This window comes from Enorma sp. (assembly GCF_982429025.1).
On the sequence record NZ_CEWCAA010000020.1, the window covers coordinates 1 to 26,454 of the forward strand.

Consider the following 26,454-nt stretch of genomic DNA (forward strand, 5'->3'; position numbering starts at 1 on the left):
GCGCTTCGGGTACCATGGGAGAAGGACCATCGCAGCGAGAACCGGAGCATCATGGACGGCGTTCTTTCCAGCATTCAGGCAATCGTCACCCACCCGCTTTTCCAACAGGTCGCATGGGCGGTCATCATCGTGATAGCGACACGGGTGGTCGAAAAGCTTACCGTCAAGGCGGCAACGCGCATGCTGCACCACGGTAGCAACCCGCTGCCCAGCTCGAGTATCATCATTAACATCGTGCGCGCCATCATTTGGATCGTCGGCGCGAGCATCGTGCTCGACAGCTGCTTCGGCGTCAACACGAGCTCGGTGATCGCCGCCCTCGGCGTCGGCGGCATCGCCGTCTCGCTCGGCTTCCAAGACACGCTCTCCAACCTCATTGGCGGACTCCAGGTTACGTTCATGGGCATCGTGAAGCCCGGCGACAACATCGAGGTGGGCAGCGAGCGCGGCGTGGTGCAGGACGTTACGTGGCGCCACACCACCATCAAGGACAGCCTGGGGCAGACGGTGATCATCCCCAACTCGATCATCTCCACGACGGCGCTCGTGCACCTTCTGCCTGCAAGCCGGGTAACGGTGCCCTTCAGCGTGCCGCGCACCTATCCCACGCTGCGCGAACTCGAGGCGCGGCGCGGGGATGCCAGCGCCGCCGGGAGCGACGAGGCTACCACCGCACGCGACCGCGCGCGTGCGGGCAAGCCCGTCGACCTCGACGAGCTCTCCGCCCAGATCATTGCCGAGGCGCGCCGCGCAGCAGAAAGCGCGTCGGCCGTGACCGACGGGCCCAGCGTGTTTTTCTCCGAGGTTGGCGAGCTGGGCATCAAGGGCAGCGTCGTGTTGACCGTGGCCGATGCGAGCAAAACCTCCGCCGCCAAGGATGCCGTTGTGCGCGCCATTGCGGCAATGCTGGGATAATATGCAGAATCGCATTGGTTTTATTCATTGTTCGCATGGTCTACTTTCTGGCCCCGGGAAAACCGCCGAAAAAGCCCGCTGGACGCCGGTTATGCGCCCTTCCCGGCCAGCCGCCGCACGCCGGGTCACTCGTCCTTCCCCGCCAGCCGCCGTACGCCGGGTCACTCGTCCTTCCCTGCCAGCCGCCGCAAAAACGCCGTGCGCTCCTCTTCCGTTGAGACATCCATACTACCGAAGTTCTCCCAGGTACCGCTCGAAATACCGAGCTGCCACAGCGTGCCTTCGATGAACATGCGCTGGATGGCGTCACCGGTTTGCTCGCGCAGGAACTCGGTGGGGTTCGAAGACGCGGTGTAGACCTCTGCCGATGTGATGTAGGTGAGCGTGCCTTTGAGGCCTGCACCCGTGGGCTCCCACGAGAAGCCCTGCAGCAGCACCTTGTCGAGCCAGCCCTTAAGCATGGCGGGCATGTCGTTCCACCAGATGGGGAAGATGAACACAAGGCGGTCGGAGCCGGCGACGAGCCCCTGGTAGCGCGTCACGAGCGGATCAAGCGCCGTGCCCTCGCCGTAGACCGCGAGCTCGTCGCGCGAGAGGACGGGGTCGAAGCCGTCTGCATGCAGGTCAATGACCTGGTACGGAGTGCCCTCGCGGTCGTAGCGTTCGCAGAGGGCATCGAGCATCGCGTGACAGAAACTCTGCTCGTAGGGGTGGCAGTAGACGATGAGGGTGCTCATGGGGGTTCCTTTCGGAGGCGCGAGATGAATGACGGCGGCAGAAGCGACAGTCTGGCTGGGCATGGGCACCGCGGAGGGCGCGGGCCGGCGGGTGGAGGGAGCGGCTTCGCTCTGGGGCTGCGGGCACGGCGGGCCGTTTGTGCCGCAGCCTCCCTAGAACGCAGCAGCGAAGGGCACCGCTACTCCCAGGTCTTCCAGGTATCGGGCTCGTAGCCCACCGTGGCCTGCTTGCCGTTACGGACGATAGGCTCGCGCAGAATCTGCTGGTTTTCCAGCAGCTTGTCGAACTTCTGGCTCTCGGCGAGGTAGGTGATGAGCGCGACCGCGTCCTGGTCCTTGGCCTTGGGGTCGATGAGCGCGTCGAGACCGCCCACCGCGCGCATCACGCTCTGCAGCTCGCCCTTGCTCATCTCCTTCTCGCGCAGGTCGATGAACTGGAACTTGATGCGCCGCTCCTTGAAGTAGCGCTGCGCCTTCTTGGTGTCGAAGCTCTTCTTGGTTCCGAAGATCTGGATGTTCATGCAAGCCACCTCTTTTTCATTCGCCTGCTCAAAAGAAGTTGTCTAACCACGGTACAGGCTACCATGGATCAGAAAAGCTTTGCTCATATTTATACTCTCCGAACAGCGACGATTTACTCCAGGCTATTGTTCTTGCTCCTGCTCTTTGCCTTAGCTATCATAATTATGATAGCTAAGGCATCTGTACTTTGAGGAGCTGTCATGCAAAGCATTCGCCCCATATCCGACCTTCGCAACAAGTTTGCCGAGATTTCGCGGGATGTGCACGATAGCGGCGAGCCTATATTCCTCACAAAAAACGGCGTCGGCGACATGGTGGTCATGAGCATGGAGACGTACGAGGCGTTGGAATTTGATAGCCGCGTATACGCAAAACTGCAGGAGGCAGAGCGCAAAGCCGAAACGACGGGCACGCGATACTCTTCAGATGAGGTGCTGGAGTCGATTCGAAACGTCATTTCAAGGGCCGCCGAGCAAACCTATGCCGCCAGCCATGTATAGCGTTTCATATCTTCCTACCGCTCGGCAGGACCTCGAAGATATCGCACGGTACATTACCCTTGCCCTTGATAATCCTGAAGCGGCAACTCGCACCATTGAAGGGATCATCGCTGCTGCGGAAAGCCTGACCAGCATGCCGTACCGTCGCTCCGTATACGTACCGGTTCGACCGCTTGCCCATGAGTATCGAACCATACGCTCAGGCCACTACGTCGCATTCTATTGGGTCGAGGAAGATACCCAGCGCGTCACTATTGCCCGCGTGTTGTTTGCAAGAGCCAACGTGAGCGAACGGCTAGCAATTGCCGAACAAGAGCTTTAGCGGCAAAGCAATCCGAGATAATCCATTTGGAGCATTTTTCTACCACGTATGCATCGCGACGGTATGCGGACATCGCTACAGGCGTCTACCACCTACCGGGCGTCGCGATGCGTGAAACGCTGATACGCTCAGCGAACGCGCCGCTGGGAGATGATTCCCAAAACAACAACGAACTCATCACCCGCATCGTCGGCAGCGGGATGTCGCTCATACAGGGCATCAAAGCCAAAAACAGCTATCTTCAGGCAGGATGTGCCATACGAGCGGATGAGCTGGGGCTCAACAAGAGAAGTGCCCACGCCCGGCACGCTCTGCACTAATTCGAGCTTGCGCCACACCTCTGCCTCAACTCGCTCATCGAGTTGGGCCAGATCATCGAGAAACGGGGCGGTGAACAGCAGCTTAGCCACGAGGAACCCGCCGCTTTGCCACTGCCTGTCGAGCGGCATCGATGCCCTCGATATAGTCCCCCGCTTCGAACGCACGCCGCCCCGCATCAATCGCCGCCTCAGCGCGCTGCACGTATAGAGCACGTTCGACCGCATCGTCTATCTGCTGCTGAAAGACTTCCTCAGAACAAAACACATAGGCGCCTTTGCCGTTCTCGGTAATGCGTACGAGACGCTCTTGAGCAGCACGCTTCACCTCACGGGGATGATCGCGCAGCGCCGTTGCCGAATAGATTGCATCCATGGCCATCTCCTTGGTCTCGCACTATATTGTAGCCAATAACGTACATGATTATGTACAGAACTATGTACGTGTAGGTATCACAATGCTTCATACATGCAGTGTCTTACTACACGCTACCTCGGAGTTACGAAATCCCCTTCCGGCAAACATCAACGAGCTCGGGGAGATCCACGGTAACGGCATCCCACACGAAGCCAAAGTCGAATCCGCCATAGGGATGCGCAATCTTGCTGCGCATCTTTGCAACATCTGCCCATGGATACGATTCGTCAATTTCTTCGAAAACGCTTCGATACTCGGTCACCAACTCACAAATTCGAAGCATCGGCATAGTGAGCAAGTCTTGGTATTCAGTCGAGTGGGCATAGGAACCTTCATCGATATGGTGCTCATCGATGCGCTTCCAAATCATCTCTGCATTTCTAATGACCTCTTGGATGATAAAGGCTCGCGCGTTGTCGGGGATGGGCTTATCGCGCCTCATAAAGCACTACCCCCTCGCTATCGACGGCGTCCCTTATAAATGGGTAGAGGTTCTGCACGCCAAAAACGATATCCACCGGCCGGTTGAGCGATGCCTCCAGCTCGTTGTAAATCGCCCCGCGCGCAAAGCCCAAGGGCGCCGATGTCTCGACAAGAAAATCCACGTCGGAACCCTCGTGCGCGTCACCGCGAGCAAAGCTGCCAAAAAGAGTAACTTTCGTGAGACCGTACTTTTGCGCTGTTGCGCGCACAGCCTGCTGGATATCGCGGATCTCGAGCATCGGGCACCTCCTTTGTGGACAGTATACCCTGCTAAATGCCGGAGTTCCGCAAGCAAAATAATGACATTTGGCCACTCAAGCCGAGCCATAACGTGGTGACATGAGGTCTACTTTGCAGAATCTATTGCAAGCAACACCTCACCAACCACTACCACTACAACGATCTCCGCGCCCATCATCAAAACTCCCCGTTCATGGCGGCTCGACTTAATCCGCAGCCTCTTCCGTCTCTAGCGGCGCCTCGCGCCAGACAAATTCAACGGTATATTCGTCTCCGAGCGCAACGTAAAAGAGATTAGACAGCCTGCTTTCCGCTTCAACCTGGGCGTCCTCGAGCAAACCGCCTTCAATCGCGTCCGCCTCGCTCTGCTCAATACACCAACGCTGGAACTCGTCAACATCATCTACGTGAATTGGATTAAGGACGTTGTTATTCTCTTCGAGCACCCCGGACTGATCCATATCCGGCTCATTCGAAATAATGTACGCGGGATCGAGCGTGATGGTAATCTTGGTCCCCTGCGCGTCGATATTCGCCGTCTCCAAGTTCACGCCAGCCTTAATAGTCCCGGTATAGCGATACCAAAAGCTGTTCCCAGTAAACGGAATATCGAATAATCCGAAAAAAGAATTAGCATCTGAGACTTTATCAACGATGTTGTAATCCTGCGAAACCGATACGAGCTCATTCTGAGAAACGATTCTACCGAATACGACCGACGCCTCGTTATGCGAGTTGTCATCAGGCGGATTGTAATTTGAAAGAAACAGCGTGCCCACGATACCCAGCAACAGGCCGACTAACGCGCCGATAGCACCAGCTTTTGCCAGCTTCACCTTTCCCTTCGATAGCTTAAATGCCATGATCCACCCCAATCATGCTTCCCCGATATATGCTCTCTACAGTGAGCCACATCACACTATACCGCACGTATGCTCAGAACATGGATAACGTGCGCGAAAAGAGAAGTTTGGGCTCCCGGATCAGGGCCGTTCGCACCGAGCAAGGAATCTCGCAGCGGCAACTTGCCCTCATGACGGGAATCAGCCGTTCCTATCTCTGGAAGATTGAGACAGGAACGGCCGACATCGGCATCGATATCCTCATTTGCATCGCGCGAGCGCTTGATACGCCGGTGCGCGAACTCGTGGAGTTCTAAGCCACTTGGACCGAACGGCACCGCGTCTCCAGGTCCCTACTCCTCGTCATTCTTTTTCACGTTGACGACCGGATCCCGGAAGATTTCATCGAGAACGAATTCATCGTCATAGTACGCGCTGTATGCATCGGAGCTCACATCGTAAACATCCGAACGAGCATCGGAAATCGCGTTATAGACGTCCGAGCGCGCATCGGACCAATTGTCATACTCCTCAGACCTTGCATCCGAAACGACGCCATAGTCCTCGGTATCAAGCGCATCAGCAAGAATGCCGTCGTAGAACTGATCATAGGCGTCCTTGAACGCGTCCTCATAGACGGCATCGTAATAGTCGCCATAGGCATCTTCATAAATCGCATCATAGTACGCTTCGATGGCATCATGAATTGCGTCATCGTCATTGGAGTCAACCGTGTTAATCACCGATTGGAAGTACACCTTGCTATTCTCATAGGTGCGCTCTCCAAGCGCCTCCGTCTCGCTCAGCGCAAGCGCGTACCAGTCATTAACGAGCTGCTGGTTGGCAGTATAGTCGTCAAAGTTCTCACCAACCTCATCAAACATCGCCGCCTGCTCGTCATACAACTTCTGAGCGGTATCGTTAAAATCGGCCTGTATATTGGCGAGAACCTCCTCCGGGCTTCCTGCTTCGACCGTGCTCTGCTGAGCAGAGGCCGCTCCAGCAGACGCGTCCTGCCCCGCCGATTGCGATCCCGCCGCAGAGGGCTCAGCACCTCCCCCATTGTTGCAACCCGTAAGGACGATGGCCAAGACACCCATCGCAGCAATCATCCAAAATCGTTTCATCGCACTCTCCTTACCTCGAATACCATTACGCTTTGCTCCGGCACGTCTAGCGAGGCGCCCCCGCCGGTCGAGCGGAAACGCCTTTCTCCTATCGTTTGCCCTCCTGCCGCCTGAGCATGAACATCCAAACCGACGCAACTAACACCACAACAAGGCCAACGGTGTACACCGCTGGCGCGAGGCCCCAATCGTGCGTACTGCTGGGAAGCACCCCGCGATCACCAAAGTCCCATACCAAAAGGCGCGAGGCGGCAAAAGCCGCGATGCCGAATACCACCGTTGGAACGGGCTTCCCAAATGCAGCGAAAACCAAGGCAACAGCGGCTACGCCCACCGTCGCGTACATGATGACCATATATACCTGCCACGTTCCTCCCATGGAGCCATACACCTGGGCGTACTCCATGAGCGAGATATCGGTCGCACCGGAAACCGTCATCCCTGTAGGCTCATAGAACACAACGTCGGGTGCGAGCGCTGCAGCATCGCGGAACTCGTCCCCCGCCGAAGCCCATGGCAAGAAGAACGCCGCCACCAACATGAGGGCGCCTACGGCCATCGCGATACGAGCCACGAGGCGCTCTGCCCCCAACCCCGCGCGCGGCATCTTTGCCTCTCCCATATCCATCCACCCCTTCTATCTGAGCTGCATATCCATATCGTTCACGCGGGCTACGGCTGCCTGCGCGAGAAACGCGAACGAACCCTCGCCAAAAACGAGCTCGATGGGGACGCCGTTTTCCGATTCGTTGAGAAATGCGGCGAGGGCACAGACCGCGAGGGCATCGCGTGCGCTACTGGCGCGCCCGCTTGCAAGGGCCTCGCACGCGTTGCCGCCGCATTCGCTTGCAAGGGTGTCGCACGCGTTGCCGGTGCATTCGCTTGCAAGGGCCTCGCATACGTTGCCGCTGCATTCGCTTGCAAGGGCGTCGTGCACGCTGCCAGCATGCCCGCCCGCGCTCGCGCCCTCGCTCGCGATCGCATGCGCCATCTCCCGGATCAGCCTCTGGGCACCGGCGGTGGCAGGCGCCGTATCATCGGCAAGAAGATCGGCAACCGCTCTCGCCCAGCCAGCAACCCGCGGGGCAATCCCGCACCCGCCCATCTCGGCAGGCGCGTCCTCGCCACGCAGCGCGCCAAGCACGGCAGCAACCAGCTCGCGCATGCCACGACGCACAAGCTCCTCATCCGCCTCCGCCGCCTGTGCCTCGGTCGTCGCAACGTGCACGGCACGCTCCGCGCTCTGCGTCAGCGCAACCTCCATCACGGCATACAAGCGATCATCGGTCGCCGCCGTCGCGGCCACCTCCAAATACTCGAGCGCACTCAGCTTGCTATCGAGCTCAGCCCGGCGCCGATGCAGCACCGTCGCCTTCCGGCGCAACGCGCGCTCAAACGAATCGTCATCTTCCATCAGATCAAACACCGCCGACTCGATCTCTTTGAGCGTGAACCCGGCCTTCATGAGCTGGCGCACCAGGTAGAACGCCAGCAGGTCGCCCTCGTCAAAGCGCGAATACCCCGGCTTGGATATCGCCGGCTCCCAGAACCCCAAGCCATCCCCGCCGGTATTGGGGTTGCATAGGTCCTGAATCATGTGACGCGTGAGGCCCGTCAGGCGCTCAACGTCCGACCGCTTCCACATAGGCACCTCCCTCGCCCTCCATGCTGTACCGCCCGGTAAGCGGGCGGCAAGCACGTGGGCACCGAGGCCCGGCGAGCGACCGAGCAGCCAGGCACGCAGCTCACGCCCCGCACCCTTGGCTCCACGCCCTTGCCGTTCTTCCATCGCAACTCCCTTCTGGAGAACCGCAGCACCGCCCTGTTGGCGGGCCCTTCCGGAAGAGCGATTGCAATTTTCGCGAAATGGTCTTGGGACTTCCTCAGTTGCCAACTGAATTTTTGAAAACGCTCCGGCGAACGGGCGGTTATACAGGCGGTACGGCGCCGACGCGCCGTCCGCGCGGGCGCGCACCCGCTCTGCCCGTTATGGGCACGAAGCGCCCGCGACGGCAGACACCAATCGCAAGCATTCGCCTTGCAGTGAGAATAGGAGTGGAGAGCTCAGCCGCCAAGTTGGTAGACCGACCCGCCTACCAGGTGTAAGCGTAGACCTCAACCGTTTCGAACTCGGGAACGTCATCGAAGCTGGTTACCCCAAACGGCACCGTGTCGCCCTCCGCGGGCAGCGAGACATATCCCTCGAATCCGAAGACCATAGCACCCTGAGCGTCGCGCCCGATAGCAATAACTTGCACTTGGGAAGCGATGCTTCCCGCAGAAAGCGATTCCAAGGTCACCTCACCTGTAACGACGACGTCAGAAAACTGGTTCCTTCTTGTCGATACGTTAGATACGCGCAGCCTACTTGGCTCGCCCGAGGCAGCTTGCACCTCTCCGTCTGCCGGTCGGCTCATAGAAAACTCAACGCTAGCCGGCACCGACGATCCATCGCCCGCTATGCTCCCCCAATACCTGGTCTCACCTGGATACAGCTCATTGAGTACCTGTTCGCTCGAGAAGAGGACGCTGCCGTCCTCCGCTCTGCCCGTTATGGTCACCGTAGGGAACAGTGCGACCACGTCGTCGCTCGCGTTTTCTATCGCAACCGCATAATGCACGAATCCGTTCGATACGCACCACGTCGATTCGGCAATCCTAAGACCTTCAACAGCCTTTTCGACCAAATCGGTCGATGAGTTGCCTGCATAGGCATCGCCTGTGTCTTCATACCCGCCAGAGCTATTCGCCAACATCGATATCGGCGTATCTTGCTGTGCCCCATGTGGAGTTGACCTATCGGAGACCAGCAGATACATGGCAGTTATCGCGCATGCGATGGCAAGAGCCGTGAGCGCGAGCATGATGGCCTTGCGATACAGGGGCGGCCGTTCACCGCTCCGCTTGATAGGATCCGAATCATGCGGCGCAGGTTGCCTTGCATACGTGGCGTTTTGCTCGTACGCCGGCCAGCCTACCGGAGGAGTGCTCTGACTCGCTGGAGCAGCATCGCCCGCACAGGCTTCAGCAAACGCAGCTGCAAGGTCCTTGGCCGTTTGATAGCGCGCACTCGGCTCGAAAGCGCAAGCGCGTCCCAGCACCCGACACACGCCCTCAGGCACCATTCCCGAGCAGCGGAGCTCGCCCTCGAAGGTCTTGTCTGGCAGCACCGCGCCCGTTAGCAGATACCCTGCGAGCCGGCCGATGGCATAGATGTCGGACCTCGCGTCCATCGCCGCGAAGCCATGCTGCTCTGGCGCGGCGAACCCTCTGGTCCCCCACGCCGCATCATCGCGCTTCGGCTCGTCGAACGCCATCTGCGCGATTCCGAAATCAATAAGATGCGCACCGTCAGCAGCGAGCACCACGTTACGAGGGGCAATATCCGCGTGGATTATCCCGTGCGCATGGAGCTCGGCCGTGGCCTCGCATAGCGCCGCAATGATCGGCGCCACCTCAGTGAGCGGAAGATGCCCGCGCTCCCCCATGGCGTCCTCAAGCGTTCTACCCGGTACGTAGTCAAATACCGCAACGAATTCATCGGGCATCTCATACACGGCGTGAACATGCGGAAGATGCGGGCTATCGCATTCGGAAAGCGCAGCCCACACCATGCGGTGCGCCCGATCGAGCGGTATGCGCTTACGCACAAACGGCCCGGTGCCGTCGAGCGACACGAGCTCCGTCACACCGTCGACTCCATGCGCCAGCTGGCACTCGACCACGTAGGCATCGTCGATATTCATCCCATGCAGAATGCGCTTGCCGTCTTGGCTCATGCGGAATCATCCTCTGGGTTTACCAGCGTTTGCTCACCCAGGCGATAGAGCTCGTCATCGCATTGCGCCAGCGTGAGGCCGCGTTCGATGCACCAGATAATGACCGCGTCGCGTGAGCGTTTGGGCCAAAGCTCTGAAACGCCTGCAAGCCGCAAGATCCGCTGCGTTTCAATGAGGCTGCAGCGCAGAGCAAATGCAAGCTTGAGAGCATTGTCGCGACCGGGAAGGCTCTTCCCCTTGAAGATGTCATAAACAAAGGTTTCGTTCACCGCAGATTCGCGCACCACCGCAGCGCGTTTCATGCCGCGATCATTCCGCAGCTCATTGAAGTAATCCGACAGCTCTCGATCGATGGTCTCGCCCTGGAGCAGGTAGTCTTCTGGTCTTGCAGCAGCGGAAAGCTGCTTGAGCAAATCCGCCGTCAGATGTTCCTCGGCCATGCCTCCCCCTCTCACCTTCCGCGCAGCATCACCATGATACCCTTTCTGTAGAAGATGGCTTCTCATGGAGAGCCATGCATCCACGGGTCGCATCATGTGTATCGCACGCCTTGGACAGGAGACACGTGGGTCAACATCCAAAATCGCAGCGGCATGGTCTCCCCATATCAAGTACGTCAGATGATGGCCGCAGTAGAACGGATGGTGAACGATGGATATCAAGGCAGATGAGTACACCTATCACGTCTTCTGGTCCGATGAAGATGAGGGCTACGTCGCAACGGTCGCGGAATTCCCCAGTCTCTCCCATATCGCCGACCAGCAACAGGACGCCTTGAGCGGCTTGGTTGGCCTTGTCGGCGACGTGCTTTCCGATATGACTGAAGCAGGAGAGCAGCCGCCGATCCCCTTGGGGCGTCGTCGGTTCAGCGGAAAGTTTCCCTTGCGTATGACACCCGAGCAGCACCGACGAGTTGCCATCGAGGCGGCGGAGGCGCATGTATCCATCAACCAGCTGTTAGTGTCGCGAATCTAATATCGGGAGTGCCGGCGAAGCCCCTTGCTCCAAAACGGCGCCAAAAAATGGGGCCCTCGCCTCTGCGAAAGCCCCCGATGGATGGTGTATATGGGTGCGCGGCGCGGCGTCCGTCGGTGCGGGCGCAGGCGCGAGCGCGCTCGCCCCTAAATCCGCTTGGCCACCTCGTCGCCCATGGCGGCGGTGCCGAGGATGCGGTCCGCAGGCGTCGCGGAGTCGGCGATGTCGCGCGTGCGCCAGCCCTCGTCGAGCACGGCCGTCACCGCGGCGCGCACCGCGTCGGCCGCCTCGCCCATGCTGAAGCTGTAGCGCAGCATCATCTCCACGGAGAGGATCTGAGCGAGCGGGTTGGCGACCCCCTGCCCCGCGATGTCGGGCGCGCTGCCGTGGCTCGGCTCGTAGAGTGCCACGCCGTCGCCCAGGCTCGCCGACGCGAGCATGCCGAGCGACCCCGTGATCTGCGCGGCCTCGTCGGAGAGAATGTCGCCGAACATGTTCTCCGTCACCACAACGTCGAAGTCGGCCGGGCGGCTGATGAGCTGCATGGCCGCGTTGTCCACGAGCACATCCTCCAGCTCCACGTCCGGGTACTCCGCGGCGCCGATTCGGTGAACGATCTCTCGCCACATGCGGCTCGTTTCCAGCACGTTGGCCTTGTCCACGCTCGACACCTTGCCGCGGCGCTTGCGCGCCGCTTCGAATGCCTGCCGCGCGATGCGCTCGATCTCGTACTCGCGGTACTCGAGCGTGTCGTACGCGCGCTGGCCGGGCTCCCCCGCCGTGCCGGCGCCGGGTTCGTCGTAGAAACGCTCGCGCTTGCCGAAGTACAGGCCGCCCGTGAGCTCGCGCACGATCATCATATCTACGCCATCGATGACCTCGGGGCGCAGCGTTGATGCATCGGCGAGCGCCGCGAAGATTTGAACCGGACGCAGGTTGGTGTACAAGCCGAGCTCTTTGCGGATGCGTAGCAACCCCTGCTCGGGACGGGGCGCCGCAGGGTCGGTCGAATCCCATTTGGGCCCGCCTACCGAAGCCAGCAGCACGGCATCGGACGCACATGCGGCAGCGAGCGTCTCCTCGGGCAGCGGGTTGCCGCAGGCATCGATAGCCGCGCCGCCAATGAGCGCGTCCTCGCATTGGAAATCAACGCCGTAACGCTTGCCCACTGCGGCGAGCACCTTCTTGCCCTCGGCGATGATCTCCGGGCCGATGCCGTCGCCCGGCAAGCAGCAGATCTTGTAGGTCTTCTTCACGTTGCAGCTCCAGCTCTCCGAGTTGGGGCCAGATGCGAACGGATTATCAAGCGGCATATGCCCTCCTTGGCAATCGGATGAGACAGTTGTGCCAGGTTAAACTGTCTCATAACGGCAAAGAGACAGTTGTGCCGGGTTAAACTGTCTCGCAAATGAAGCAGGGAACTGAGCGGGTTTCCCATAGCGAGGCCGAGGTGCCGCACATTGGCGTGAATGAGGGGGAACACACCCTGCGTACGGCAACCGACGGCCGCGCCAAGCGCGGTGCCTCAGTCCCCGCGAGCGAGCTTCTGGCGCGTGCGCTCCACCAAACCACCGGCCTCGATAATCTCAGCGATGAACGGCGGGAAGGGCTCAGCGGTGAAGGTCGCGCCCGTATCGAGGTTCGTGATGGTGCCGGTCTCGGTGTCCACGGCCACGCGCGCGCCGTCTGCGATGGCGTCCACGGCATCCGGGCACTCCAAGATGGCGAGGCCAACGTTAATGGCGTTGCGATAGAAGATGCGCGCGAAGCTCTTGGCGATGACGCAGCTCACTCCCGCCGCTTTGAGCGCCACCGGCGCGTGCTCGCGACTGGAGCCACAGCCGAAGTTCTCCTCCGCCACCACGATGTCACCGGGCTGCACGCGTTCGGCAAAGGTGGGATCGAGGTCCTCCATCGCATGCGCCGCCAGATGCGCATGGTCTGAGCTGTTGAGGTAGCGCGCGGGGATGATGACGTCGGTGTCGACATCGCGCCCGTAGCGGAAAACGGTACCTTCGTAGTGCATAGAGAAATCCTTTCGCAGGAAGGGATGAACGGGAACGGGAAAAGAGGCAGGCTAGAACGGGGCGTAAGACAAAATGACTCAAAATGACCCCGTCCCATAATGACTCAAATGACTCACAGGTCGGACGGGGCGCAGATGCGGCCGGCCACGGCGCTCGCAGCGGCGACAGCCGGGCTCGCCAGATACACCTCGGAGGTCGGGTCGCCCATGCGGCCCACGAAGTTGCGGTTCGTCGTGGACACGCAGCGCTCGCCCTCGGCAAGGATTCCCATGTAGCCGCCCAGGCACGGGCCGCACGTAGGCGTGGAGAACACGCAGCCGGCATCGATGAACGCATCCGCCAGGCCCTCTGCCATGCACTGCTTGAAAACCGCCTGCGTCGCGGGGATCACGATGCAGCGCACGCCCTCGGCCACGCGCCGTCCGCGCAGCACCTCGGCCGCGGCGCGCATGTCTTCGATTCGCCCGTTCGTGCACGAGCCGATCACCGCCTGGTCGATGGTGATGTGGCCGGACTCGCTCACCGGGTGCGTGTTACTCGGCAGGTGCGGCCAGCTCACACACGGCTTGATGTCCGCCGCGTCAATGTGAATGACCTGGGCGTACTCGGCATCTGGGTCGGCATGGTACTCCACCGGCGGGCGCTGGCAACGGCCCTCGAGCCACACGCGCGCCACATCGTCGACCTCCATGATGCCCGCCTTGCCGCCGGCCTCGATCGCCATGTTCGAGATGCACATGCGGCCCTCCATGGAGAGGCTCGCGATGGTGGATCCGGTGAACTCCATGGCCTGATAGAGCGCGCCATCAACCCCGATAAGACCGATGATGTGCAGAATGATGTCCTTCGCGGTGGCGCCGTCGGTGAGCTCGCCCTCAATCTCAAACTTAATGGTGGGCGGCACCTTGAACCATGCACGGCCCGTGGCGAGGCCCACGCCGGCGTCTGTGGAGCCCACGCCCGTGGAGAACGCGCCGAGCGCGCCGTACGTGCAGGTATGAGAATCCGCACCGATCACGAGGTCGCCGGGCACCACGGTGCCGGTCTCGGGCAGAAGGGCATGCTCGATGCCCGCGCAGCCTTGCTCCCAGTAATGGGTGATCTTCTGCTCGTGGGCGAAGTCACGCATCTTTTTGGTCTGCTCCGCGCTCTTGATGTCCTTGTTGGGCGCGTAATGGTCAGGCACCAGGCACACGCGGTCGCGGTCGAACACCTCGGTGGCGCCCAGCTCGTGGAACACGTCGATCGCGATGGGCGCGGTGATATCGTTCGCGAGCACGAGGTCCAAATCGCACTCTACGAGCTGGCCGGGGCGAACCTCGTCCAGCCCGGCATGGGCTGCCAGAATCTTCTCTGCTACGGTCATCGGTCGTGGCATTGGATCAATCCTTCCTGCTGATGAAGGGAAATCGGACATGTACGTGACGGTTTCCTCCGGGGAACGCGCATGAGACAGTTGTACCGGGTTAAACTGTCTCAAAATGGGTCAAAACAACCCCGTCCCAAAATGACTCACTGGCGATCGGAGATGAGGCGGTTGAGGGCGTTGATGTAGGCCTTCGTGGAGCTCACGATGATGTCGTTATCGGAGCCGCGCCCGGTGTACACCTGGCCGTCGCCTGCAGTTACGCGCACCGTGACCTCGCCCAGCGCGTCGATGCCGCGCGTAACGGCCTTGATAGCGAACTCGGAAAGGTCGTTCTCCACGCTCACGATCTGGTTCACGGCCTTGTAGACGGCGTCCACCGGCCCCGTACCGAAGGCGGCGACCGTGTGCTCCTCGCCATCCTCGTCCACGAGCGTGAGCGTCGCCGTGGGCGTAAGCGGGAAGCCGCAGCTCACCTGTACCGCACCGAGCGTCCAGATGGCCTTGGTCACGCGTTCGCGCTCGTGCACGATGCTCTCCAGGTCCTCGTCGTAGACTTCCTTCTTCTTATCGGCAACCTCAAGGAACGCCTGGTAGATGCTCTCGAACTCGTCATCGGCAAAGGTGTAGCCGAGCTCTGCCATACGGTGGCGCAGCGCTGCGTGGCCAGAGCGCGCCGAGAGGATGATCTGCGAGCCACCGGCGCCCACATCGGCCGGGTCGATGATCTCGTAGGTGTCACGCGCCTTGAGTACGCCATCCTGGTGAATGCCCGAGGAGTGCGCGAAGGCGTTGGCGCCCACGATGGCCTTATTGGCCTGCACCGTCATGCCGGTGATGGAACTCACCAGCTTGCTTGCGCGCGTAAGCTCCTGCGTCACGATATCGGTGTGCGCATCGAGCTCCTGCCCGTGCATGCGGATGGCCATGACGACCTCTTCGAGCGCCGTGTTGCCCGCGCGCTCGCCCAAGCCGTTGATGGTGCACTCGACCTGCGTGGCGCCGTTGCGGACGGCCTCGATCGCGAGCGCCGTGGCCATGCCCAGGTCATTGTGGGTGTGTACGGAGATGGTCACGTCCTCGATGCCGTCCACGCGCTCGCGCAGGTCGGCGATGCGCGCACCGAAGGCCCACGGCATGTTGTAACCGGTCGTGTCGGGGATGTTCACCACGGTGGCACCCGCCTTCACGGCTGCCTCGATAATGCGGCAGAGGAAATCCTGGTCCGCACGGCCGGCGTCCTCGGCGTAGAACTCGACGTCGTCCACGAACGAGCGGGCGAGCTTCACCGCGTGCACGGCGCGCTCAATCGCCTCGTCCTCCGTGAGATGCAGCTTGTCGCGCAGATGGCTCGGCGAGACGCCCAGGCCGGTATGGATGCGCGGGCGCTTGGCGGTCTTAAGCGCCTCGGCTGCAACCTCGATGTCTTTGTCGACGGCACGCGTGAGGCCGCATACGGTGCACCTATCGCCCGCGATACGGCCAATCTCGGCGACGCTCTTGAAGTCGCCGGGGCTGGAGATGGGGAAGCCCGCCTCGATAACATCGACGTTCATGCGGATGAGCTGCCGCGCGATGATGAGCTTTTCTTCGGTGTTCATGCTGGCGCCGGGCGACTGCTCGCCATCGCGCAGGGTCGTATCGAAGATGTTGATTTTCCTGGTCATGCTTCCTCCTGCTCTCGCCCGCAGCGGTTGTGCCCGGGCTCGTTGCTTGCGCTTGCAGGAGGTAAAGCGTTTCCATGCGATACACGAGAAGCACCCCGCCGCGTTTCACGTCCTGCAAGACGTCCGATACGCGTGGGGTGCTTCAGATGAGCCATCTAGCGAATAAGCAGACGAAGTACCCTACGCGCAAGCGCCTAGTAGTAGCTCGTCTAGGGATAGCATCAGCGCGACAGCGGCCACCGGGGCCACCCGTGCGCTGTTGTTCGATGCGAGCATCATGTGCCACCCCTTCGCCCGCAGTGCCCGGCGGGCACTGCATTGCGCTAAAGTCTAGCAGAATGCGCGCGGCGCGCAAGCCTGCTCTCGGCAAGCGTCCCGTCTGTTAACGCAAAGGCCGAGCATTGCCGAGGCCGCGCCAAATCGGGGACTGTCCCCATTTGGCGCGGCTGATGGCCGTGGCTAGTCGTCAATCTCGGCCAAGTCGGTCTGACGGTCGTAGAAGTGGTTGCGTGTCACGTAATCACGCACCTGGTCCCAGCTCTCCTGCGACTCGTACAGCGAGCTGTTGAGCTGCGTGATGGCCCCGCCGCTCGCGTTATCGAAGGCGTGCTCCAGCGTATCGCGATTGAACGAGTAGACATTTGCGTCGTGGGCCGTATCGTCTGCGTCCTGCACGGTGAAGTTGATCGTCTGCAGCTCCGGATACACGCTGAACGCCGCCACCGCGTTGTAGACCAGCGCTCGATCGACCCCATCGCCATCGATGTCGTCCGAGACTCCGGCGTAGTAAACGTTGTAGCTCGCACTGCTCCCCTGTTCCGAGCCCGCGCTCGACACATACATGCTCAGCGGCAAGTGCTCGAAGAACCCTTGGTCGGGCAGGCTGTTTCCGGTATAGCTCTTGAGCGTGTCGATGGAGTGCGCCGCGATGGCGTCGTCCACAGCCTTCGTTGCCTCGTATTCCCGCTGGTCATCGAGGTCGTCATAGGTTTGGTTCGAGGCGCCTCCACCTGTGCTCGAGCTATCTTGGCCGTTCGCGGCTCCTTGGCTCGCATCGGTTGCTGCCGAATTGTTCTGCGTGATGCTTTGCGCAGTCGAAGACGGCTCGCCCACATCGGCCTCGTCAATAAGACCGAACACGGCGGTGCCCACAATGGCCAGTAAGATGAACGCTGCCAACACACCGCCCACGACAAACGGCCATATCTTGCGCGGCGAGCGGGTCTTGGGTGCAGCCTGGGTGCCCGCCGTGGCCTGGCCCTCGGCGCCCACGCCATCGGGCGGCACCGGCGCTCCCTCGGGACGCGGCATCTGCGCGGTCTCGGCAGCGGAGCCCATTCCGTCTGCACCGGGTGCAGCCTGCGCAGCGCCTGCATTCCAGCTCGCTGCCCCGCTCTCCCCCGCCTGGGCGGATGCGGCCTCCCCTGCACTCGAGTCCTCGACCTCTCCAGACTCCTTGAACACGTCCTCGATGCTCGTGAAGCTCGCCTTCGTCTTCTCCAGCGCCTCGGCCTCAGACATGCCGCCTGCGACGTAATCCTCGTACCGCGCGACGAGGTTACCGTAGATCTCTTCCTTCAGCTCGATACTTTCCTGCGTGAGCACCCGTCCTTCAAAGAGGTGCTCGACGTACATGCGCAATTCGTTCATCGGTCTCCTCCATCCTGTTTGAGCAGTCTGTCAATGATTCTGCGAACGCGTACCCAGCGCTCGGTCGCTTCGGCCAACTCGCCGATACCCGCATCTGTGATGCGATAGTATTTGCGCCGAGCTCCCTGTGTCTCGTTGCCCCAGTAGCTCTCCACGTTGCCCTGGCCTTCAAGGCGCTTGAGGCTTGTGTAGAGCGAGGGCTCCTTCATCTCGTACTCGCCGTGGCTCGCCGTCGCGATATCCTTGAGGATCTCGTACCCATAGCTGTCACCATCCTTCAACGTGCACAAGATGATGGCATCGATGTTGCCCCGGATGAGGTCGCTCACCGCATCCCGTGTAGCCATACCGTCACCTCCTGGCGTTTTCGATGCGGGGGCGTATTCCCCCGCTCTTACTCTGAGGTAACTGTAACACAGAGTACTATGTGTGTCGATATACTTCTTTAGAAATATATTTTCCGTTGTAACGTTTCTCGTTGCTCGCCTCTTCGGATAGTGATAAAACGAACCGGGTTCGTTTTATCACTTTGCGTATAAAAACGCCCCATGAGACAGTTTGACCTGGCACAACTGTCTCACTGAAAAAAAGCCCGGGTGCCGCAGGGGCACTCGGGCTTTAGTAAACAAGCTGCAAGAGCTATGTCGCAGGAGCTACTCAGCCATGAAGTCACGCTGGACAGACGGGTCAACCTTGACACCGGGGCCCATGGTGGAGCTGAGGGCGATGCTCTTCACATAGCGACCCTTGGCGGAAGAGGGCTTCACGCGGAGGATCTCGGTGTAGAGAGCAGCGTAGTTCTCAACGAGCTTCTGGTCGTCGAAGGACACGCGACCCAGCGGCACATGGCAGATGCCATAGCGGTCGGCGCGATACTCCACACGGCCGGCCTTGAGCTCGCCAACCATCTTGGCAACGTCCATGGTCACGGTGCCGAGCTTGGGGTTCGGCATGAGGCCACGGGGACCAAGGATCTTACCGATGCGGCCAACCTTGGCCATCATGTTCGGCGTAGCGATGGCAGCGTCGAAGTTGATCTCGCCACCCTGGATGGCGGCCACGAGCTCATCGGAGCCGATGACGTCGGCGCCGGCCTCCTCGGCCTCGCGGGCCTTCTCGCCCTCGGCGAACACGGCGACGCGAACAGTCTTGCCGGTGCCGTGGGGCAGGGAGATGGAACCACGGATGTTCTGGTCAGCCTTGCGGGTGTCGATACCCAGACGGAAGTGGGCCTCAACGGTCTCGTCAAACTTGGCCGGAGCGACCTCCTTGACGAGCTTCACGGCCTCAAGCGGGCTGTAGAGCTTGAACTTCTCGACCTTCTCCGCAGCGGCGCGGAAATTCTTTCCATGCTTCGGCATGTTCTACCTCCTGTGGTCAACGGGCATATGCCCTCCCACATCAAACGCGCGCCCTATTGCGCGCAAACGGGTGCGCCACCTTAGCGCACCCGCAGGAAAACAACGTTACTCAGCGACGGTGACGCCCATGGAGCGAGCGGTGCCGGCGATGATCTTCTTAGCGGCCTCGATGTCGTTGGCATTGAGGTCCGGCATCTTGGTCTCGGCGATCTGGGTGAGCTGCTCCTGGGAGAGCTGGCCAACCTTGTCGCGCTGCGGCACGGCGGAACCGCTCTTGAGGCCGAGGGCCTTCTTGATGAGGTGGGCCGCCGGAGGCGTGTGGGTCACGAAGTCAAAGGAGCGATCCTCGTAGACGAAGATCTCGACGGGGATGATATCGCCCGCCTTGTCCTGCGTGGCGGCGTTGAACGCCTGGCAGAACTGCATGATGTTAACCTGGGCAGCACCAAGGGCAGGACCGACAGGGGGCGCCGGGTTGGCCTGACCGGCAGGAATCTGAAGCTTGATGACAGTGGCAATCTTCTTCTCAGCCATCTCAAAACCTTCCTGAACCGAATGACGTGAAATCGAACTATCGTAAGCGCGCCCGTGCTAGAAGCACCCGTTCGGATGAGCGGTCTGAACGGGAAACACCGGCCCGCGTACAATCCAATCTTAGGAAATGACCTCGATCTGGTCGAACCCAAGCTCGACCGGAGTCTCGCGGCCAAAGATTTCGAGCGTGACCTTGACCTTGCCGGCCTCGGCGTTGATCTCGGAAATCTTGCCGTCGAAATCTGCAAGCGGACCAGAGGTAACCTTAACAGCCATATCGACCTCGAGCCCAACGGTGGTGCGCTTGGGAGCGTCGCCCGTCTTGGACTTGCGCATCATCTTGTTATATTCATCGCGGGAGAGCGGAGCGGGCTTGCCGTTACCGCCAAGGAAACCGGTGACGCCCTCGGTGTTGCGGACGCACGTCCAGGCATCGTCGTCCATCTCCATACGGACGAGTACATAGCCCGGGAAGACCTTGACATCCTTGGTCTCGCGCTTTCCGCCTTCCTTGATCTCGGTCACGCTCTCCATGGGAATCTGGATATCGAAGATGCGGTCCTGCATGCCCATCGTCTCGATGCGATGCTGAAGGGTGTCCTTGACCTTCTTCTCGTAACCAGAGTAGGTGTGAACTACATACCAACGCTTCGACATGGCTTAGCCCCTCAATCCAGAGACGAGGAAGAGACCCTCGCCGATCACGAAGTCAAGCAGCGCGATGACGACACCGACCACCACGAGCGAAGCGCACACCACCACGGAGTAGTTGATGAGCTCCTTCTTGCTCGGCCAGGTCACGCGGTGCATCTCGCTCTTCACGGAGGCGAAGTAGCGCGCGATGCCGGCAAAGAACCCAGGCTTGCTGCCCTTCTTGTCCTTCGCCTTGGCCGCCTTTTCATTGGACTTGGTCACCGCAGTGGCCTTTGTGGCCTTAGCGCCGCGAGCGCCCTTGCTAGGCTTAGCCTCGGCGCCCTTCTTGGTAGCCTTCGCCTCGGCCTTCGAAGACGGCGCAGCGGCAGCGTCGGTCTTCTGCGTAGCCTTCTTCTTGTTCTTCTTGTTGGCCATAGTAGCTACCTCCGGCGCAATGAGCGCTTAACACAGGAAACCGTAAGCCCCGAAACGACGAGGCTTACGGATTGAAGACTGGCACGCCAGGAAGGACTCGAACCCTCAACACTCGGTTTTGGAGACCGATGCTCTACCAATTGAACTACTGGCGTGTAAACGATAAGAGACTAGCGAGTCTCTTTGTGCACCGTGTGACGACGGCACCAGGGGCAATACTTCTTGATCTCCATACGATCAGGCATGGTTGCCTTGTTCTTGGTCGTCGTGTAGTTGCGACGCTTGCACTCAGTGCATGCAAGGGTGACGAGAGTACGCATGAATCAATTACCTCCAAATACCGCCCCCAACGGGCACGATGGAAAAGACTAGCATCTTACCTGCGACGTTGTCAATGTGATGTTCCATGTCGCGGTTTATCTGCAGATACGTTCCACATCTTTCGACGGTATGTGCGCCTGAGCCCGCATATGCTCAGCTCAACATACCTGCAGACGGCCCGTGACACGGCCCCACAGAAAAGGACCCAGCCCCGAGATGGAGCCGGGTCCCTTGAAGTCGGCGAAACCGAGATTACTCAGGAAAAGCCTAAGTTACTCGATGATGGTGCTCACGACGCCGGAGCCAACGGTGTGGCCACCCTCGCGGATAGCGAAGCGGAGGCCCTCCTCCATGGCGATCGGGTGAATGAGGTCGCCCTCGATGGTGATGTGGTCACCAGGCATGGCCATCTCAGTGCCCTCGGGGAGCTTGACGGTACCGGTCACGTCAGTGGTACGGAAGTAGAACTGCGGACGATAGCCATCGAAGAACGGGGTGTGACGGCCGCCCTCCTCCTTGGTAAGGACGTAGACCTCGCCGGTGAACTTGGTGTGCGGGTGCACCGAACCGGGCTTGCAGAGAACCTGGCCGCGCTCGATGTCCTCGCGCTTGATGCCGCGCAGGAGGATACCGACGTTATCGCCAGCCTCGCAGAAGTCCATGGTCTTACGGAACATCTCGATGCCGGTGGCAACGGAGGACTGGGTCTCCTTGATGCCGACGATCTCGACGGGCTCGTTGAGCTTGAGCACGCCGCGCTCGACACGGCCGGTAGCAACGGTACCACGGCCGGAAATGGTCATGGTGTCCTCGACGGCCATGAGGAACGGCTTGGCGTCGTCGCGCTCGGGGGTCGGGATGTACTCGTCAACGGCAGCCATGAGCTCGCGGACGGAATCCATCCACTTCTCCTCGCCGTTGAGGGCGCCGAGAGCAGAACCACGGATGACGGGGATGTCGTCGCCGGGGAAATCGTACTCGGAGAGGAGCTCACGGGTCTCCATCTCAACGAGGTCGATAAGCTCCTCGTCGTCAACCATGTCGCACTTGTTCAGGAACACGACGATGTAGGGCACGCCGACCTGACGGGCGAGCAGGATGTGCTCGCGGGTCTGGGCCATGGGGCCGTCGGTGGCGGCGATGACCAGGATAGCGCCGTCCATCTGGGCAGCACCGGAGATCATGTTCTTGATGTAGTCGGCGTGGCCGGGGCAGTCGACGTGAGCATAGTGACGGTTCTGGGTCTCATACTCGACGTGGGCGACGGAAATGGTAATGCCGCGCTCGCGCTCCTCGGGAGCCTTGTCGATGTTCTCGAAGGCGGTGAAGTCAGCCTTGCAGCCCTCGGTCTCGGAGAGAACCTTGGTGATGGCGGCCGTCAACGTGGTCTTGCCGTGGTCGACGTGGCCGATGGTGCCGATGTTAACATGCGGCTTTGTACGCTCGAACTTTTCCTTGGCCATAAAGCCCTCCTCCTTAAGGTCGTCCCCGCCGGGACATGCCTCTTTGAACTAAGTGGCTCCCCCACGTACATAGGAAAGCCACCGTGTTACCTGGTAGCGGTGACTGGATTCGAACCAGTGACGCCACGGGTATGAACCGTGTGCTCTAACCAGCTGAGCTACACCGCCGTACTGGAGCCTGCGACCGGACTTGAACCGGTGACCTCCTCGTTACCAACGAGGTGCTCTACCGACTGAGCTACACAGGCGCTTGCTTGCTGGTGGGAGCGCAAGGATTCGAACCTTGGTAGGCAGAGCCAACGGGTTTACAGCCCGTCCCCATTAACCACTCGGGCACACTCCCAGAGAAGCAAGCCTCGCCGGATTGGATACGTCCATAACGGAACTACCGCCCCTGCGAGCAGATGAATAGTACGACGATGTGCGCTGAGCTGTCAACCAAATTGCTTAAATACACGCAGCCGGGCGTATCTATAGACGCTGACCTGCTGTTTTGTGAGCTGATTCAGGGGCTCCAGTCGTGGATGTCCTGTGGATTGCCCGTTGCTCCTCACGTGATAAGCCCATCGCACGGGCCGTAGCTTACAACCGTCCCCACCTGAGACAGTTTCACCCGGCACAACTGTCTCATGTCTCACCTGAGACAGTTTCACCCGGCACAACTGTCTCACTACGCTCGACGCAACGCCTATTGCCCACCACGCAGGGCCTCTGCGAGCACCCGCTTGACGACCTTCTCTGCCTCATCGGCATAGCGAATCATGGTCTGCATGCTCGCGCCCTTCTTGGCATTGTCGAACCACTCGCGCGTCTCCTCGATGCCTGCACGCTCGCCCAACTCGGTGACGTGCCAGTCCTTTGGCTCGCCTTCGAGGTAGCCCGCCTCCGCAAGCAGGAGATTTGCCTTGGCGGAGCTGAGGTGCGAGAACAGTTCGACGTCGGGCCCGCCCTCTTCTTTCCATCGCCGGATCAACGCGGAGATCGAGGCGAGCCTCTTGCGAGTGAAGGGGCGTTCCCCCTCCCCTGCCGGAGCAGTGAGAACGTGCCCGGGCTCCACCTGAGAGCCGCGCTCCAATTGATCGTCCAGGAGCTCTTCGACGGTCACGAACCTCGTCTCGTCGCCAACCTTGAATTCCTCGAACTCACAGGCCGTTACACCGCTGGTGGGTAGGCGCAGCAGCATAAACGTCGGAGCATCGACACCCGCCGCGTTCAGCGCATAGCGGCTGTTGTCCGCGAGCGTGCGCGCTCCCATCACCTGCGCTAAAGCATCTTTGGCTCGGTCGCGACGCCGCTGCTGGGCAACATCTTTCAACGCGCTGCCCATGGTGCTCTCGGTTACTCTGCCCTGAGGGCCTCGATGCATGCTGCCGTCGACTTCGATCGCCAGCAGCAGGCGCCTGGTCTCGCGATCGCAGATGGTGAAATCGAAATGGGATTCCCCATCGAGGAATTTCTCCAACTCCTCGATGCCGATCTCCGGACGAGCAGCTTCCGGCAGCGCCTCCCACCGCTCGCGCAGGGCGCACGAAGAGATGAAGGACGACAAAGGTACGTTGATGCCCACCTCGAGGCCGCGCTCATCAAGACGAGCGGAGCGCAGGGCGTTTTCCACGGCAATCTCGGGCGACGACGCCTTGGAAAACGACTCTTTGCGCAGCAGCGGCACGCTGTCGAACACCGAACGCATGCGCGAGCGATGGAACCCGAAGGCATAGTCGCTCGCCGGGAAGCCCTCGACGCACCCGGGCGTGCGGGTGGGATCGTTGTGGTCGCGCGCGTAATCGACGAGCTTCTGCAAGAACCTCTCGCGCTCATTCCGCTTGGCGCGCTCCTCGTCAGAAAGCTCGTCTTTCATGTTTTCGGCCGGGCCAACCACCCTGCGCTCACCCACGAGAGCCGCTTGGGTCTCCTCGCTCATAAGCGCGGTCGAGGTGATGATGACGAGTTCGCACTTGGCGCGCGACACCGCCACGTTGATGAGCGCCTTGGCCTCGGTCCACGGCCATTCCCACGAGCCGTCCTCGCCCGGCAGGAGGTAGACGATATCGAATTCCTGACCCTGCGACTTATGAATGGTGAAGGTAGGGATGTGCGGCACGGTGGGATCAGCGCCACCAGAGCCCTCCATGCCCATCGCGTCGTCGGAGATGCTCCCGTCGAGCCTCAGCCGGTTTTGAAGCGCCTCGAGCACGCCACGATACGGCGAGAGCACACAGGCGCTGAGCCCTTCCTCATGCGCAAGGCGCTCACAGAGCTGCGGCCACTCCTCATGCATGAAAATCTCGATCTGGCGGCTGTTGCAGCGACTGAGCTTGCGCGTATCCTCCTCGGTCTGCTCGCGCTCACGGCGCCGCCCTTCCTCGTTCTGGGCATCGTTTTCAGCGTCGCGCGCAGCACGTTGCGGTTCCCCGGTACCCTTTCCGCTCCGCGGGGGCTCACCCTGATCTCCGCCGCCTCCGCCCGCAATGCCTTCGATATCCCATGCATCCACAAGCTTGCCGTCCACGACCTTTTGAGGGATGTAGCGCTCGCAGTAGTTGCCTTCGAACCAGCGAACGCGAATGGGCATCTCGACGCTCTTGTCGTAATCGATGGTCTTGACCTGAAGCTCATTGCCATCTGGCTTGTATACGAACTCGTTGCAGAAGCCGATGATGCCCGGATGGCAGCGATAGTGCTCATCGAGGAAGGTGTGCGGCACGGGCTGCTTGGAGAGCGCCCGTTGAGCAGATACGAGAATGCTCATGCCGTTGTCTCGCTCGTCGTCGCGCAGCGAGAATCGCTGGTCATCGACCATGGTGAGGCCGCGTGCCCGAATTTCGCGCGCAATTGCACGATTGGAATCAGAGGAATAGATGGGCGGCAGCTGCTCAACGTCGCCCACGAGAACGAGATGCCTGGCGCTGCTCATAGCAACCAAACCCAGAAGCGGGTTGCACTGCGACGCCTCGTCCATGACCACGTAGTCGAACTGGAATGTGTCGCCATCCGTAAAGCACTTTTTGAACGAATGGATCGTGCTTGTGATGAAGGGGTAGCGCTTCAGGAAGTCCGCTGCGTGCACATGCGGTTCCCAGCCACCGCCCCCATAGCGGGCGAACACCTTGTTCGGCAGCACGGCGCCATCGTATTTCTTTACGCCCGTGCGAAAACGGATAGCATCCGGAGCGTCCTGATGACCGGCAACCCATTCCTTGCGCGCGTCCTTTCCGCCCAAGCGCGCATAGGATTCGACAAGACGCCGCTGGTTAGGGCCGGCCTGATCGGGATACTTTCGCCAGCCGGCGATCTTTTCCGTGATGTTATCGATGGCCTTACCGTTGTTCGCCACCACGGCGACGTTTTTGCCCCAGCCAATGATGCATGAGGCCAAGTTCAGGATGACCTCGGTCTTACCGGTGCCTGGAGGGCCCTGGATGAGTGAGATATCGCTTTTGAGCGCACGGGCAATGGCGCGGCGCTGGCTCGCATTGAGCGGATACTTGCCCTCGAGGAGCGCGTCTGAAAACGATGCTTCGGGCGCCTCGCCAAACGAGAGCTGGAGCTGCGCCCCCTCGTCGCCCAAAAACGCCTGGGAAAGCAGATTCAGCGAGCCCGGCTGCGCAAGGTTGCGGTAAAACCACAGCAGCGAGAACGCTGCCTGCTTGTAGACAGGGTGCTCATCAGAATCGTTCTTGTCTTTACGATCGCGCTGACGGCCCATGATCTCGGCGTACACTTCATAGCGCTTGACCAGCTCTTCGGCATCGAGCTGCTGGGGCGCGCTGTGGTCTTCCATGGCGTATCTCCTCCCCAATGGCCCAGCCTGCCAGGCCAT

The 26,454-nt window shown here is 60.5% G+C and carries 30 protein-coding genes and 4 tRNA genes; 5 read left to right on the forward strand and 29 right to left on the reverse strand.

Annotation, left to right across the window (positions count from 1 at the left end):
* Positions 1 to 915 (forward strand): mechanosensitive ion channel family protein (locus AC1VS5_RS04860; protein WP_481217880.1); only part of this gene is annotated, 915 nt, incomplete at its 5' end.
* A gap of 161 nt (positions 916 to 1,076) precedes the next feature.
* Here AC1VS5_RS04860 and AC1VS5_RS04865 read toward each other — a convergent pair.
* Both AC1VS5_RS04865 and AC1VS5_RS04870 read right to left on the reverse strand, forming a co-directional pair.
* Entirely contained in the window at positions 1,077 to 1,652 is a 576-nt protein-coding gene (locus tag AC1VS5_RS04865) for an NAD(P)H-dependent oxidoreductase (protein ID WP_481217881.1), read from the reverse strand.
* 179 nt (positions 1,653 to 1,831) lie between these two features.
* Positions 1,832 to 2,173, reverse strand: a complete 342-nt coding sequence (locus AC1VS5_RS04870; protein WP_481217882.1) for an arsenate reductase family protein — start codon at positions 2,171 to 2,173, stop codon at positions 1,832 to 1,834.
* 201 nt (positions 2,174 to 2,374) lie between these two features.
* On the opposite strand from AC1VS5_RS04870, the gene AC1VS5_RS04875 reads away from it, so the two are divergent.
* Together AC1VS5_RS04875 and AC1VS5_RS04880 are read left to right on the forward strand one after the other, a co-directional pair.
* Complete coding sequence (locus AC1VS5_RS04875; protein WP_144688888.1) at positions 2,375 to 2,674, forward strand: type II toxin-antitoxin system Phd/YefM family antitoxin; 300 nt, start codon at positions 2,375 to 2,377, stop codon at positions 2,672 to 2,674.
* Positions 2,667 to 2,996: a type II toxin-antitoxin system RelE/ParE family toxin gene (locus tag AC1VS5_RS04880; RefSeq protein WP_186297463.1), complete on the forward strand. Its 330-nt coding sequence runs from the start codon at positions 2,667 to 2,669 to the stop codon at positions 2,994 to 2,996. Before AC1VS5_RS04875 ends, AC1VS5_RS04880 begins: the two co-directional genes overlap by 8 nt.
* 128 nt (positions 2,997 to 3,124) lie before the next feature.
* Here AC1VS5_RS04880 and AC1VS5_RS04885 read toward each other — a convergent pair whose 3' ends face one another.
* From AC1VS5_RS04885 to AC1VS5_RS04905, 5 genes are all read right to left on the reverse strand, one after another.
* Positions 3,125 to 3,406, reverse strand: coding sequence for a hypothetical protein (locus tag AC1VS5_RS04885; RefSeq protein ID WP_144688890.1), 282 nt, complete (start codon positions 3,404 to 3,406; stop codon positions 3,125 to 3,127).
* Complete coding sequence (locus AC1VS5_RS04890) at positions 3,399 to 3,689, reverse strand: hypothetical protein (protein ID WP_144688891.1); 291 nt, start codon at positions 3,687 to 3,689, stop codon at positions 3,399 to 3,401. The genes AC1VS5_RS04885 and AC1VS5_RS04890 overlap by 8 nt, the downstream gene beginning before the upstream one ends.
* 124 nt (positions 3,690 to 3,813) lie before the next feature.
* Positions 3,814 to 4,173, reverse strand: coding sequence for a HepT-like ribonuclease domain-containing protein (locus AC1VS5_RS04895; RefSeq protein WP_481217883.1), 360 nt, complete (start codon positions 4,171 to 4,173; stop codon positions 3,814 to 3,816).
* A complete protein-coding gene (locus AC1VS5_RS04900; RefSeq protein WP_481217884.1) occupies positions 4,160 to 4,453 on the reverse strand; it encodes a nucleotidyltransferase family protein in 294 nt (97 codons plus the stop codon). Before AC1VS5_RS04900 ends, AC1VS5_RS04895 begins: the two co-directional genes overlap by 14 nt.
* A gap of 207 nt (positions 4,454 to 4,660) precedes the next feature.
* A complete protein-coding gene (locus AC1VS5_RS04905; protein ID WP_481217885.1) occupies positions 4,661 to 5,317 on the reverse strand; it encodes a DUF4230 domain-containing protein in 657 nt (218 codons plus the stop codon).
* A 107-nt stretch (positions 5,318 to 5,424) separates the two neighbouring features.
* Between AC1VS5_RS04905 and AC1VS5_RS04910 the strand changes: the two genes are divergently transcribed.
* A complete protein-coding gene (locus AC1VS5_RS04910) occupies positions 5,425 to 5,613 on the forward strand; it encodes a helix-turn-helix domain-containing protein (protein ID WP_019127827.1) in 189 nt (62 codons plus the stop codon).
* A gap of 36 nt (positions 5,614 to 5,649) precedes the next feature.
* Here AC1VS5_RS04910 and AC1VS5_RS04915 read toward each other — a convergent pair whose 3' ends face one another.
* The 5 genes from AC1VS5_RS04915 to AC1VS5_RS04935 form a co-directional block, all read right to left on the reverse strand.
* Positions 5,650 to 6,423, reverse strand: a complete 774-nt coding sequence (locus tag AC1VS5_RS04915) for a hypothetical protein (protein ID WP_481217886.1) — start codon at positions 6,421 to 6,423, stop codon at positions 5,650 to 5,652.
* A gap of 88 nt (positions 6,424 to 6,511) precedes the next feature.
* A complete protein-coding gene (locus tag AC1VS5_RS04920) occupies positions 6,512 to 7,045 on the reverse strand; it encodes a hypothetical protein (RefSeq protein WP_481217887.1) in 534 nt (177 codons plus the stop codon).
* Between the two features lie 15 nt (positions 7,046 to 7,060).
* Positions 7,061 to 8,212: a helix-turn-helix domain-containing protein gene (locus AC1VS5_RS04925; RefSeq protein ID WP_481217888.1), complete on the reverse strand. Its 1,152-nt coding sequence runs from the start codon at positions 8,210 to 8,212 to the stop codon at positions 7,061 to 7,063.
* A gap of 304 nt (positions 8,213 to 8,516) precedes the next feature.
* Positions 8,517 to 10,202, reverse strand: a complete 1,686-nt coding sequence (locus AC1VS5_RS04930; RefSeq protein ID WP_481217889.1) for a serine/threonine protein kinase — start codon at positions 10,200 to 10,202, stop codon at positions 8,517 to 8,519.
* Positions 10,199 to 10,642 carry a helix-turn-helix domain-containing protein gene (locus AC1VS5_RS04935; protein ID WP_481217890.1) on the reverse strand — a complete coding sequence of 148 codons (444 nt, stop codon included), beginning with the start codon at positions 10,640 to 10,642 and terminating at the stop codon, positions 10,199 to 10,201. Before AC1VS5_RS04935 ends, AC1VS5_RS04930 begins: the two co-directional genes overlap by 4 nt.
* A gap of 211 nt (positions 10,643 to 10,853) precedes the next feature.
* Here AC1VS5_RS04935 and AC1VS5_RS04940 point away from each other — a divergent pair, with 211 nt between their 5' ends.
* Positions 10,854 to 11,177: a type II toxin-antitoxin system HicB family antitoxin gene (locus AC1VS5_RS04940; RefSeq protein ID WP_481217891.1), complete on the forward strand. Its 324-nt coding sequence runs from the start codon at positions 10,854 to 10,856 to the stop codon at positions 11,175 to 11,177.
* Between the two features lie 146 nt (positions 11,178 to 11,323).
* On the opposite strand, the gene leuB is transcribed toward AC1VS5_RS04940, so the two are convergent.
* The 17 genes from leuB to AC1VS5_RS05025 all read right to left on the reverse strand — a co-directional run bounded on the left by leuB (position 11,324) and on the right by AC1VS5_RS05025 (position 26,415).
* The gene (gene leuB / locus AC1VS5_RS04945; protein ID WP_481217892.1) at positions 11,324 to 12,490 is read right to left on the reverse strand and encodes a 3-isopropylmalate dehydrogenase; all 1,167 of its coding nucleotides are present in this window, start codon (positions 12,488 to 12,490) and stop codon (positions 11,324 to 11,326) included.
* A 212-nt stretch (positions 12,491 to 12,702) separates the two neighbouring features.
* Positions 12,703 to 13,203, reverse strand: coding sequence for a 3-isopropylmalate dehydratase small subunit (locus AC1VS5_RS04950; protein ID WP_087186770.1), 501 nt, complete (start codon positions 13,201 to 13,203; stop codon positions 12,703 to 12,705).
* A gap of 113 nt (positions 13,204 to 13,316) precedes the next feature.
* Positions 13,317 to 14,582 (reverse strand): 3-isopropylmalate dehydratase large subunit, encoded by a 1,266-nt coding sequence (gene leuC / locus AC1VS5_RS04955; RefSeq protein WP_481217893.1) that lies wholly within the window; start codon positions 14,580 to 14,582, stop codon positions 13,317 to 13,319.
* Positions 14,583 to 14,716: 134 nt separating this feature from the next.
* Complete coding sequence (locus AC1VS5_RS04960; RefSeq protein WP_481217894.1) at positions 14,717 to 16,237, reverse strand: 2-isopropylmalate synthase; 1,521 nt, start codon at positions 16,235 to 16,237, stop codon at positions 14,717 to 14,719.
* Positions 16,238 to 16,696: 459 nt separating this feature from the next.
* On the reverse strand, positions 16,697 to 17,887 hold the full coding sequence (locus AC1VS5_RS04965; RefSeq protein WP_481217895.1) for a permease prefix domain 1-containing protein: 1,191 nt from the start codon (positions 17,885 to 17,887) through the stop codon (positions 16,697 to 16,699).
* On the reverse strand, positions 17,884 to 18,234 hold the full coding sequence (locus AC1VS5_RS04970) for a PadR family transcriptional regulator (RefSeq protein WP_019127814.1): 351 nt from the start codon (positions 18,232 to 18,234) through the stop codon (positions 17,884 to 17,886). Before AC1VS5_RS04970 ends, AC1VS5_RS04965 begins: the two co-directional genes overlap by 4 nt.
* 306 nt (positions 18,235 to 18,540) lie before the next feature.
* Complete coding sequence (gene rplA / locus AC1VS5_RS04975; protein WP_019127813.1) at positions 18,541 to 19,248, reverse strand: 50S ribosomal protein L1; 708 nt, start codon at positions 19,246 to 19,248, stop codon at positions 18,541 to 18,543.
* A gap of 105 nt (positions 19,249 to 19,353) precedes the next feature.
* Positions 19,354 to 19,782, reverse strand: coding sequence for a 50S ribosomal protein L11 (gene rplK / locus AC1VS5_RS04980; protein WP_019127812.1), 429 nt, complete (start codon positions 19,780 to 19,782; stop codon positions 19,354 to 19,356).
* A gap of 120 nt (positions 19,783 to 19,902) precedes the next feature.
* Positions 19,903 to 20,439 (reverse strand): transcription termination/antitermination protein NusG, encoded by a 537-nt coding sequence (nusG, locus tag AC1VS5_RS04985; RefSeq protein ID WP_019127811.1) that lies wholly within the window; start codon positions 20,437 to 20,439, stop codon positions 19,903 to 19,905.
* Positions 20,440 to 20,442: 3 nt separating this feature from the next.
* Positions 20,443 to 20,850, reverse strand: coding sequence for a preprotein translocase subunit SecE (secE, locus tag AC1VS5_RS04990; protein WP_481217896.1), 408 nt, complete (start codon positions 20,848 to 20,850; stop codon positions 20,443 to 20,445).
* 79 nt (positions 20,851 to 20,929) lie between these two features.
* Positions 20,930 to 21,005, reverse strand: a tRNA-Trp gene (locus AC1VS5_RS04995).
* Between the two features lie 15 nt (positions 21,006 to 21,020).
* A complete protein-coding gene (gene rpmG, locus AC1VS5_RS05000; protein ID WP_019127809.1) occupies positions 21,021 to 21,170 on the reverse strand; it encodes a 50S ribosomal protein L33 in 150 nt (49 codons plus the stop codon).
* Positions 21,171 to 21,443: 273 nt separating this feature from the next.
* The gene (tuf, locus tag AC1VS5_RS05005) at positions 21,444 to 22,634 is read right to left on the reverse strand and encodes an elongation factor Tu (protein ID WP_019127808.1); all 1,191 of its coding nucleotides are present in this window, start codon (positions 22,632 to 22,634) and stop codon (positions 21,444 to 21,446) included.
* A gap of 91 nt (positions 22,635 to 22,725) precedes the next feature.
* Positions 22,726 to 22,802 (reverse strand) — tRNA-Met (locus AC1VS5_RS05010).
* 4 nt (positions 22,803 to 22,806) lie between these two features.
* Positions 22,807 to 22,882: transfer RNA gene (locus AC1VS5_RS05015), tRNA-Thr, on the reverse strand.
* A 10-nt stretch (positions 22,883 to 22,892) separates the two neighbouring features.
* Positions 22,893 to 22,977 (reverse strand) — tRNA-Tyr (locus AC1VS5_RS05020).
* A gap of 345 nt (positions 22,978 to 23,322) precedes the next feature.
* The gene (locus AC1VS5_RS05025) at positions 23,323 to 26,415 is read right to left on the reverse strand and encodes an AAA domain-containing protein (protein ID WP_481217897.1); all 3,093 of its coding nucleotides are present in this window, start codon (positions 26,413 to 26,415) and stop codon (positions 23,323 to 23,325) included.
* Between the last annotated feature and the right edge of the window lie 39 nt (positions 26,416 to 26,454).

What these genes read in the sequence shown, in the direction of transcription:
- AC1VS5_RS04865 (WP_481217881.1), bottom strand. Translation starts at nt 1,652, where the DNA reads ATGAGCACCCTCATCGTCTACTGCCACCCCTACGAGCAGAGTTTCTGT.
- AC1VS5_RS04870 (WP_481217882.1), bottom strand. Translation starts at nt 2,173, where the DNA reads ATGAACATCCAGATCTTCGGAACCAAGAAGAGCTTCGACACCAAGAAG.
- AC1VS5_RS04875 (WP_144688888.1), top strand. Translation starts at nt 2,375, where the DNA reads ATGCAAAGCATTCGCCCCATATCCGACCTTCGCAACAAGTTTGCCGAG.
- AC1VS5_RS04880 (WP_186297463.1), top strand. Translation starts at nt 2,667, where the DNA reads ATGTATAGCGTTTCATATCTTCCTACCGCTCGGCAGGACCTCGAAGAT.
- AC1VS5_RS04890 (WP_144688891.1), bottom strand. Translation starts at nt 3,689, where the DNA reads ATGGATGCAATCTATTCGGCAACGGCGCTGCGCGATCATCCCCGTGAG.
- AC1VS5_RS04895 (WP_481217883.1), bottom strand. Translation starts at nt 4,173, where the DNA reads ATGAGGCGCGATAAGCCCATCCCCGACAACGCGCGAGCCTTTATCATC.
- AC1VS5_RS04900 (WP_481217884.1), bottom strand. Translation starts at nt 4,453, where the DNA reads ATGCTCGAGATCCGCGATATCCAGCAGGCTGTGCGCGCAACAGCGCAA.
- AC1VS5_RS04905 (WP_481217885.1), bottom strand. Translation starts at nt 5,317, where the DNA reads ATGGCATTTAAGCTATCGAAGGGAAAGGTGAAGCTGGCAAAAGCTGGT.
- AC1VS5_RS04915 (WP_481217886.1), bottom strand. Translation starts at nt 6,423, where the DNA reads ATGAAACGATTTTGGATGATTGCTGCGATGGGTGTCTTGGCCATCGTC.
- AC1VS5_RS04920 (WP_481217887.1), bottom strand. Translation starts at nt 7,045, where the DNA reads ATGGGAGAGGCAAAGATGCCGCGCGCGGGGTTGGGGGCAGAGCGCCTC.
- AC1VS5_RS04925 (WP_481217888.1), bottom strand. Translation starts at nt 8,212, where the DNA reads ATGGAAGAACGGCAAGGGCGTGGAGCCAAGGGTGCGGGGCGTGAGCTG.
- AC1VS5_RS04930 (WP_481217889.1), bottom strand. Translation starts at nt 10,202, where the DNA reads ATGAGCCAAGACGGCAAGCGCATTCTGCATGGGATGAATATCGACGAT.
- AC1VS5_RS04935 (WP_481217890.1), bottom strand. Translation starts at nt 10,642, where the DNA reads ATGGCCGAGGAACATCTGACGGCGGATTTGCTCAAGCAGCTTTCCGCT.
- AC1VS5_RS04940 (WP_481217891.1), top strand. Translation starts at nt 10,854, where the DNA reads ATGGATATCAAGGCAGATGAGTACACCTATCACGTCTTCTGGTCCGAT.
- leuB (WP_481217892.1), bottom strand. Translation starts at nt 12,490, where the DNA reads ATGCCGCTTGATAATCCGTTCGCATCTGGCCCCAACTCGGAGAGCTGG.
- AC1VS5_RS04950 (WP_087186770.1), bottom strand. Translation starts at nt 13,203, where the DNA reads ATGCACTACGAAGGTACCGTTTTCCGCTACGGGCGCGATGTCGACACC.
- leuC (WP_481217893.1), bottom strand. Translation starts at nt 14,582, where the DNA reads ATGCCACGACCGATGACCGTAGCAGAGAAGATTCTGGCAGCCCATGCC.
- AC1VS5_RS04960 (WP_481217894.1), bottom strand. Translation starts at nt 16,237, where the DNA reads ATGACCAGGAAAATCAACATCTTCGATACGACCCTGCGCGATGGCGAG.
- AC1VS5_RS04965 (WP_481217895.1), bottom strand. Translation starts at nt 17,887, where the DNA reads ATGAACGAATTGCGCATGTACGTCGAGCACCTCTTTGAAGGACGGGTG.
- AC1VS5_RS04970 (WP_019127814.1), bottom strand. Translation starts at nt 18,234, where the DNA reads ATGGCTACACGGGATGCGGTGAGCGACCTCATCCGGGGCAACATCGAT.
- rplA (WP_019127813.1), bottom strand. Translation starts at nt 19,248, where the DNA reads ATGCCGAAGCATGGAAAGAATTTCCGCGCCGCTGCGGAGAAGGTCGAG.
- rplK (WP_019127812.1), bottom strand. Translation starts at nt 19,782, where the DNA reads ATGGCTGAGAAGAAGATTGCCACTGTCATCAAGCTTCAGATTCCTGCC.
- nusG (WP_019127811.1), bottom strand. Translation starts at nt 20,439, where the DNA reads ATGTCGAAGCGTTGGTATGTAGTTCACACCTACTCTGGTTACGAGAAG.
- secE (WP_481217896.1), bottom strand. Translation starts at nt 20,850, where the DNA reads ATGGCCAACAAGAAGAACAAGAAGAAGGCTACGCAGAAGACCGACGCT.
- rpmG (WP_019127809.1), bottom strand. Translation starts at nt 21,170, where the DNA reads ATGCGTACTCTCGTCACCCTTGCATGCACTGAGTGCAAGCGTCGCAAC.
- tuf (WP_019127808.1), bottom strand. Translation starts at nt 22,634, where the DNA reads ATGGCCAAGGAAAAGTTCGAGCGTACAAAGCCGCATGTTAACATCGGC.
- AC1VS5_RS05025 (WP_481217897.1), bottom strand. Translation starts at nt 26,415, where the DNA reads ATGGAAGACCACAGCGCGCCCCAGCAGCTCGATGCCGAAGAGCTGGTC.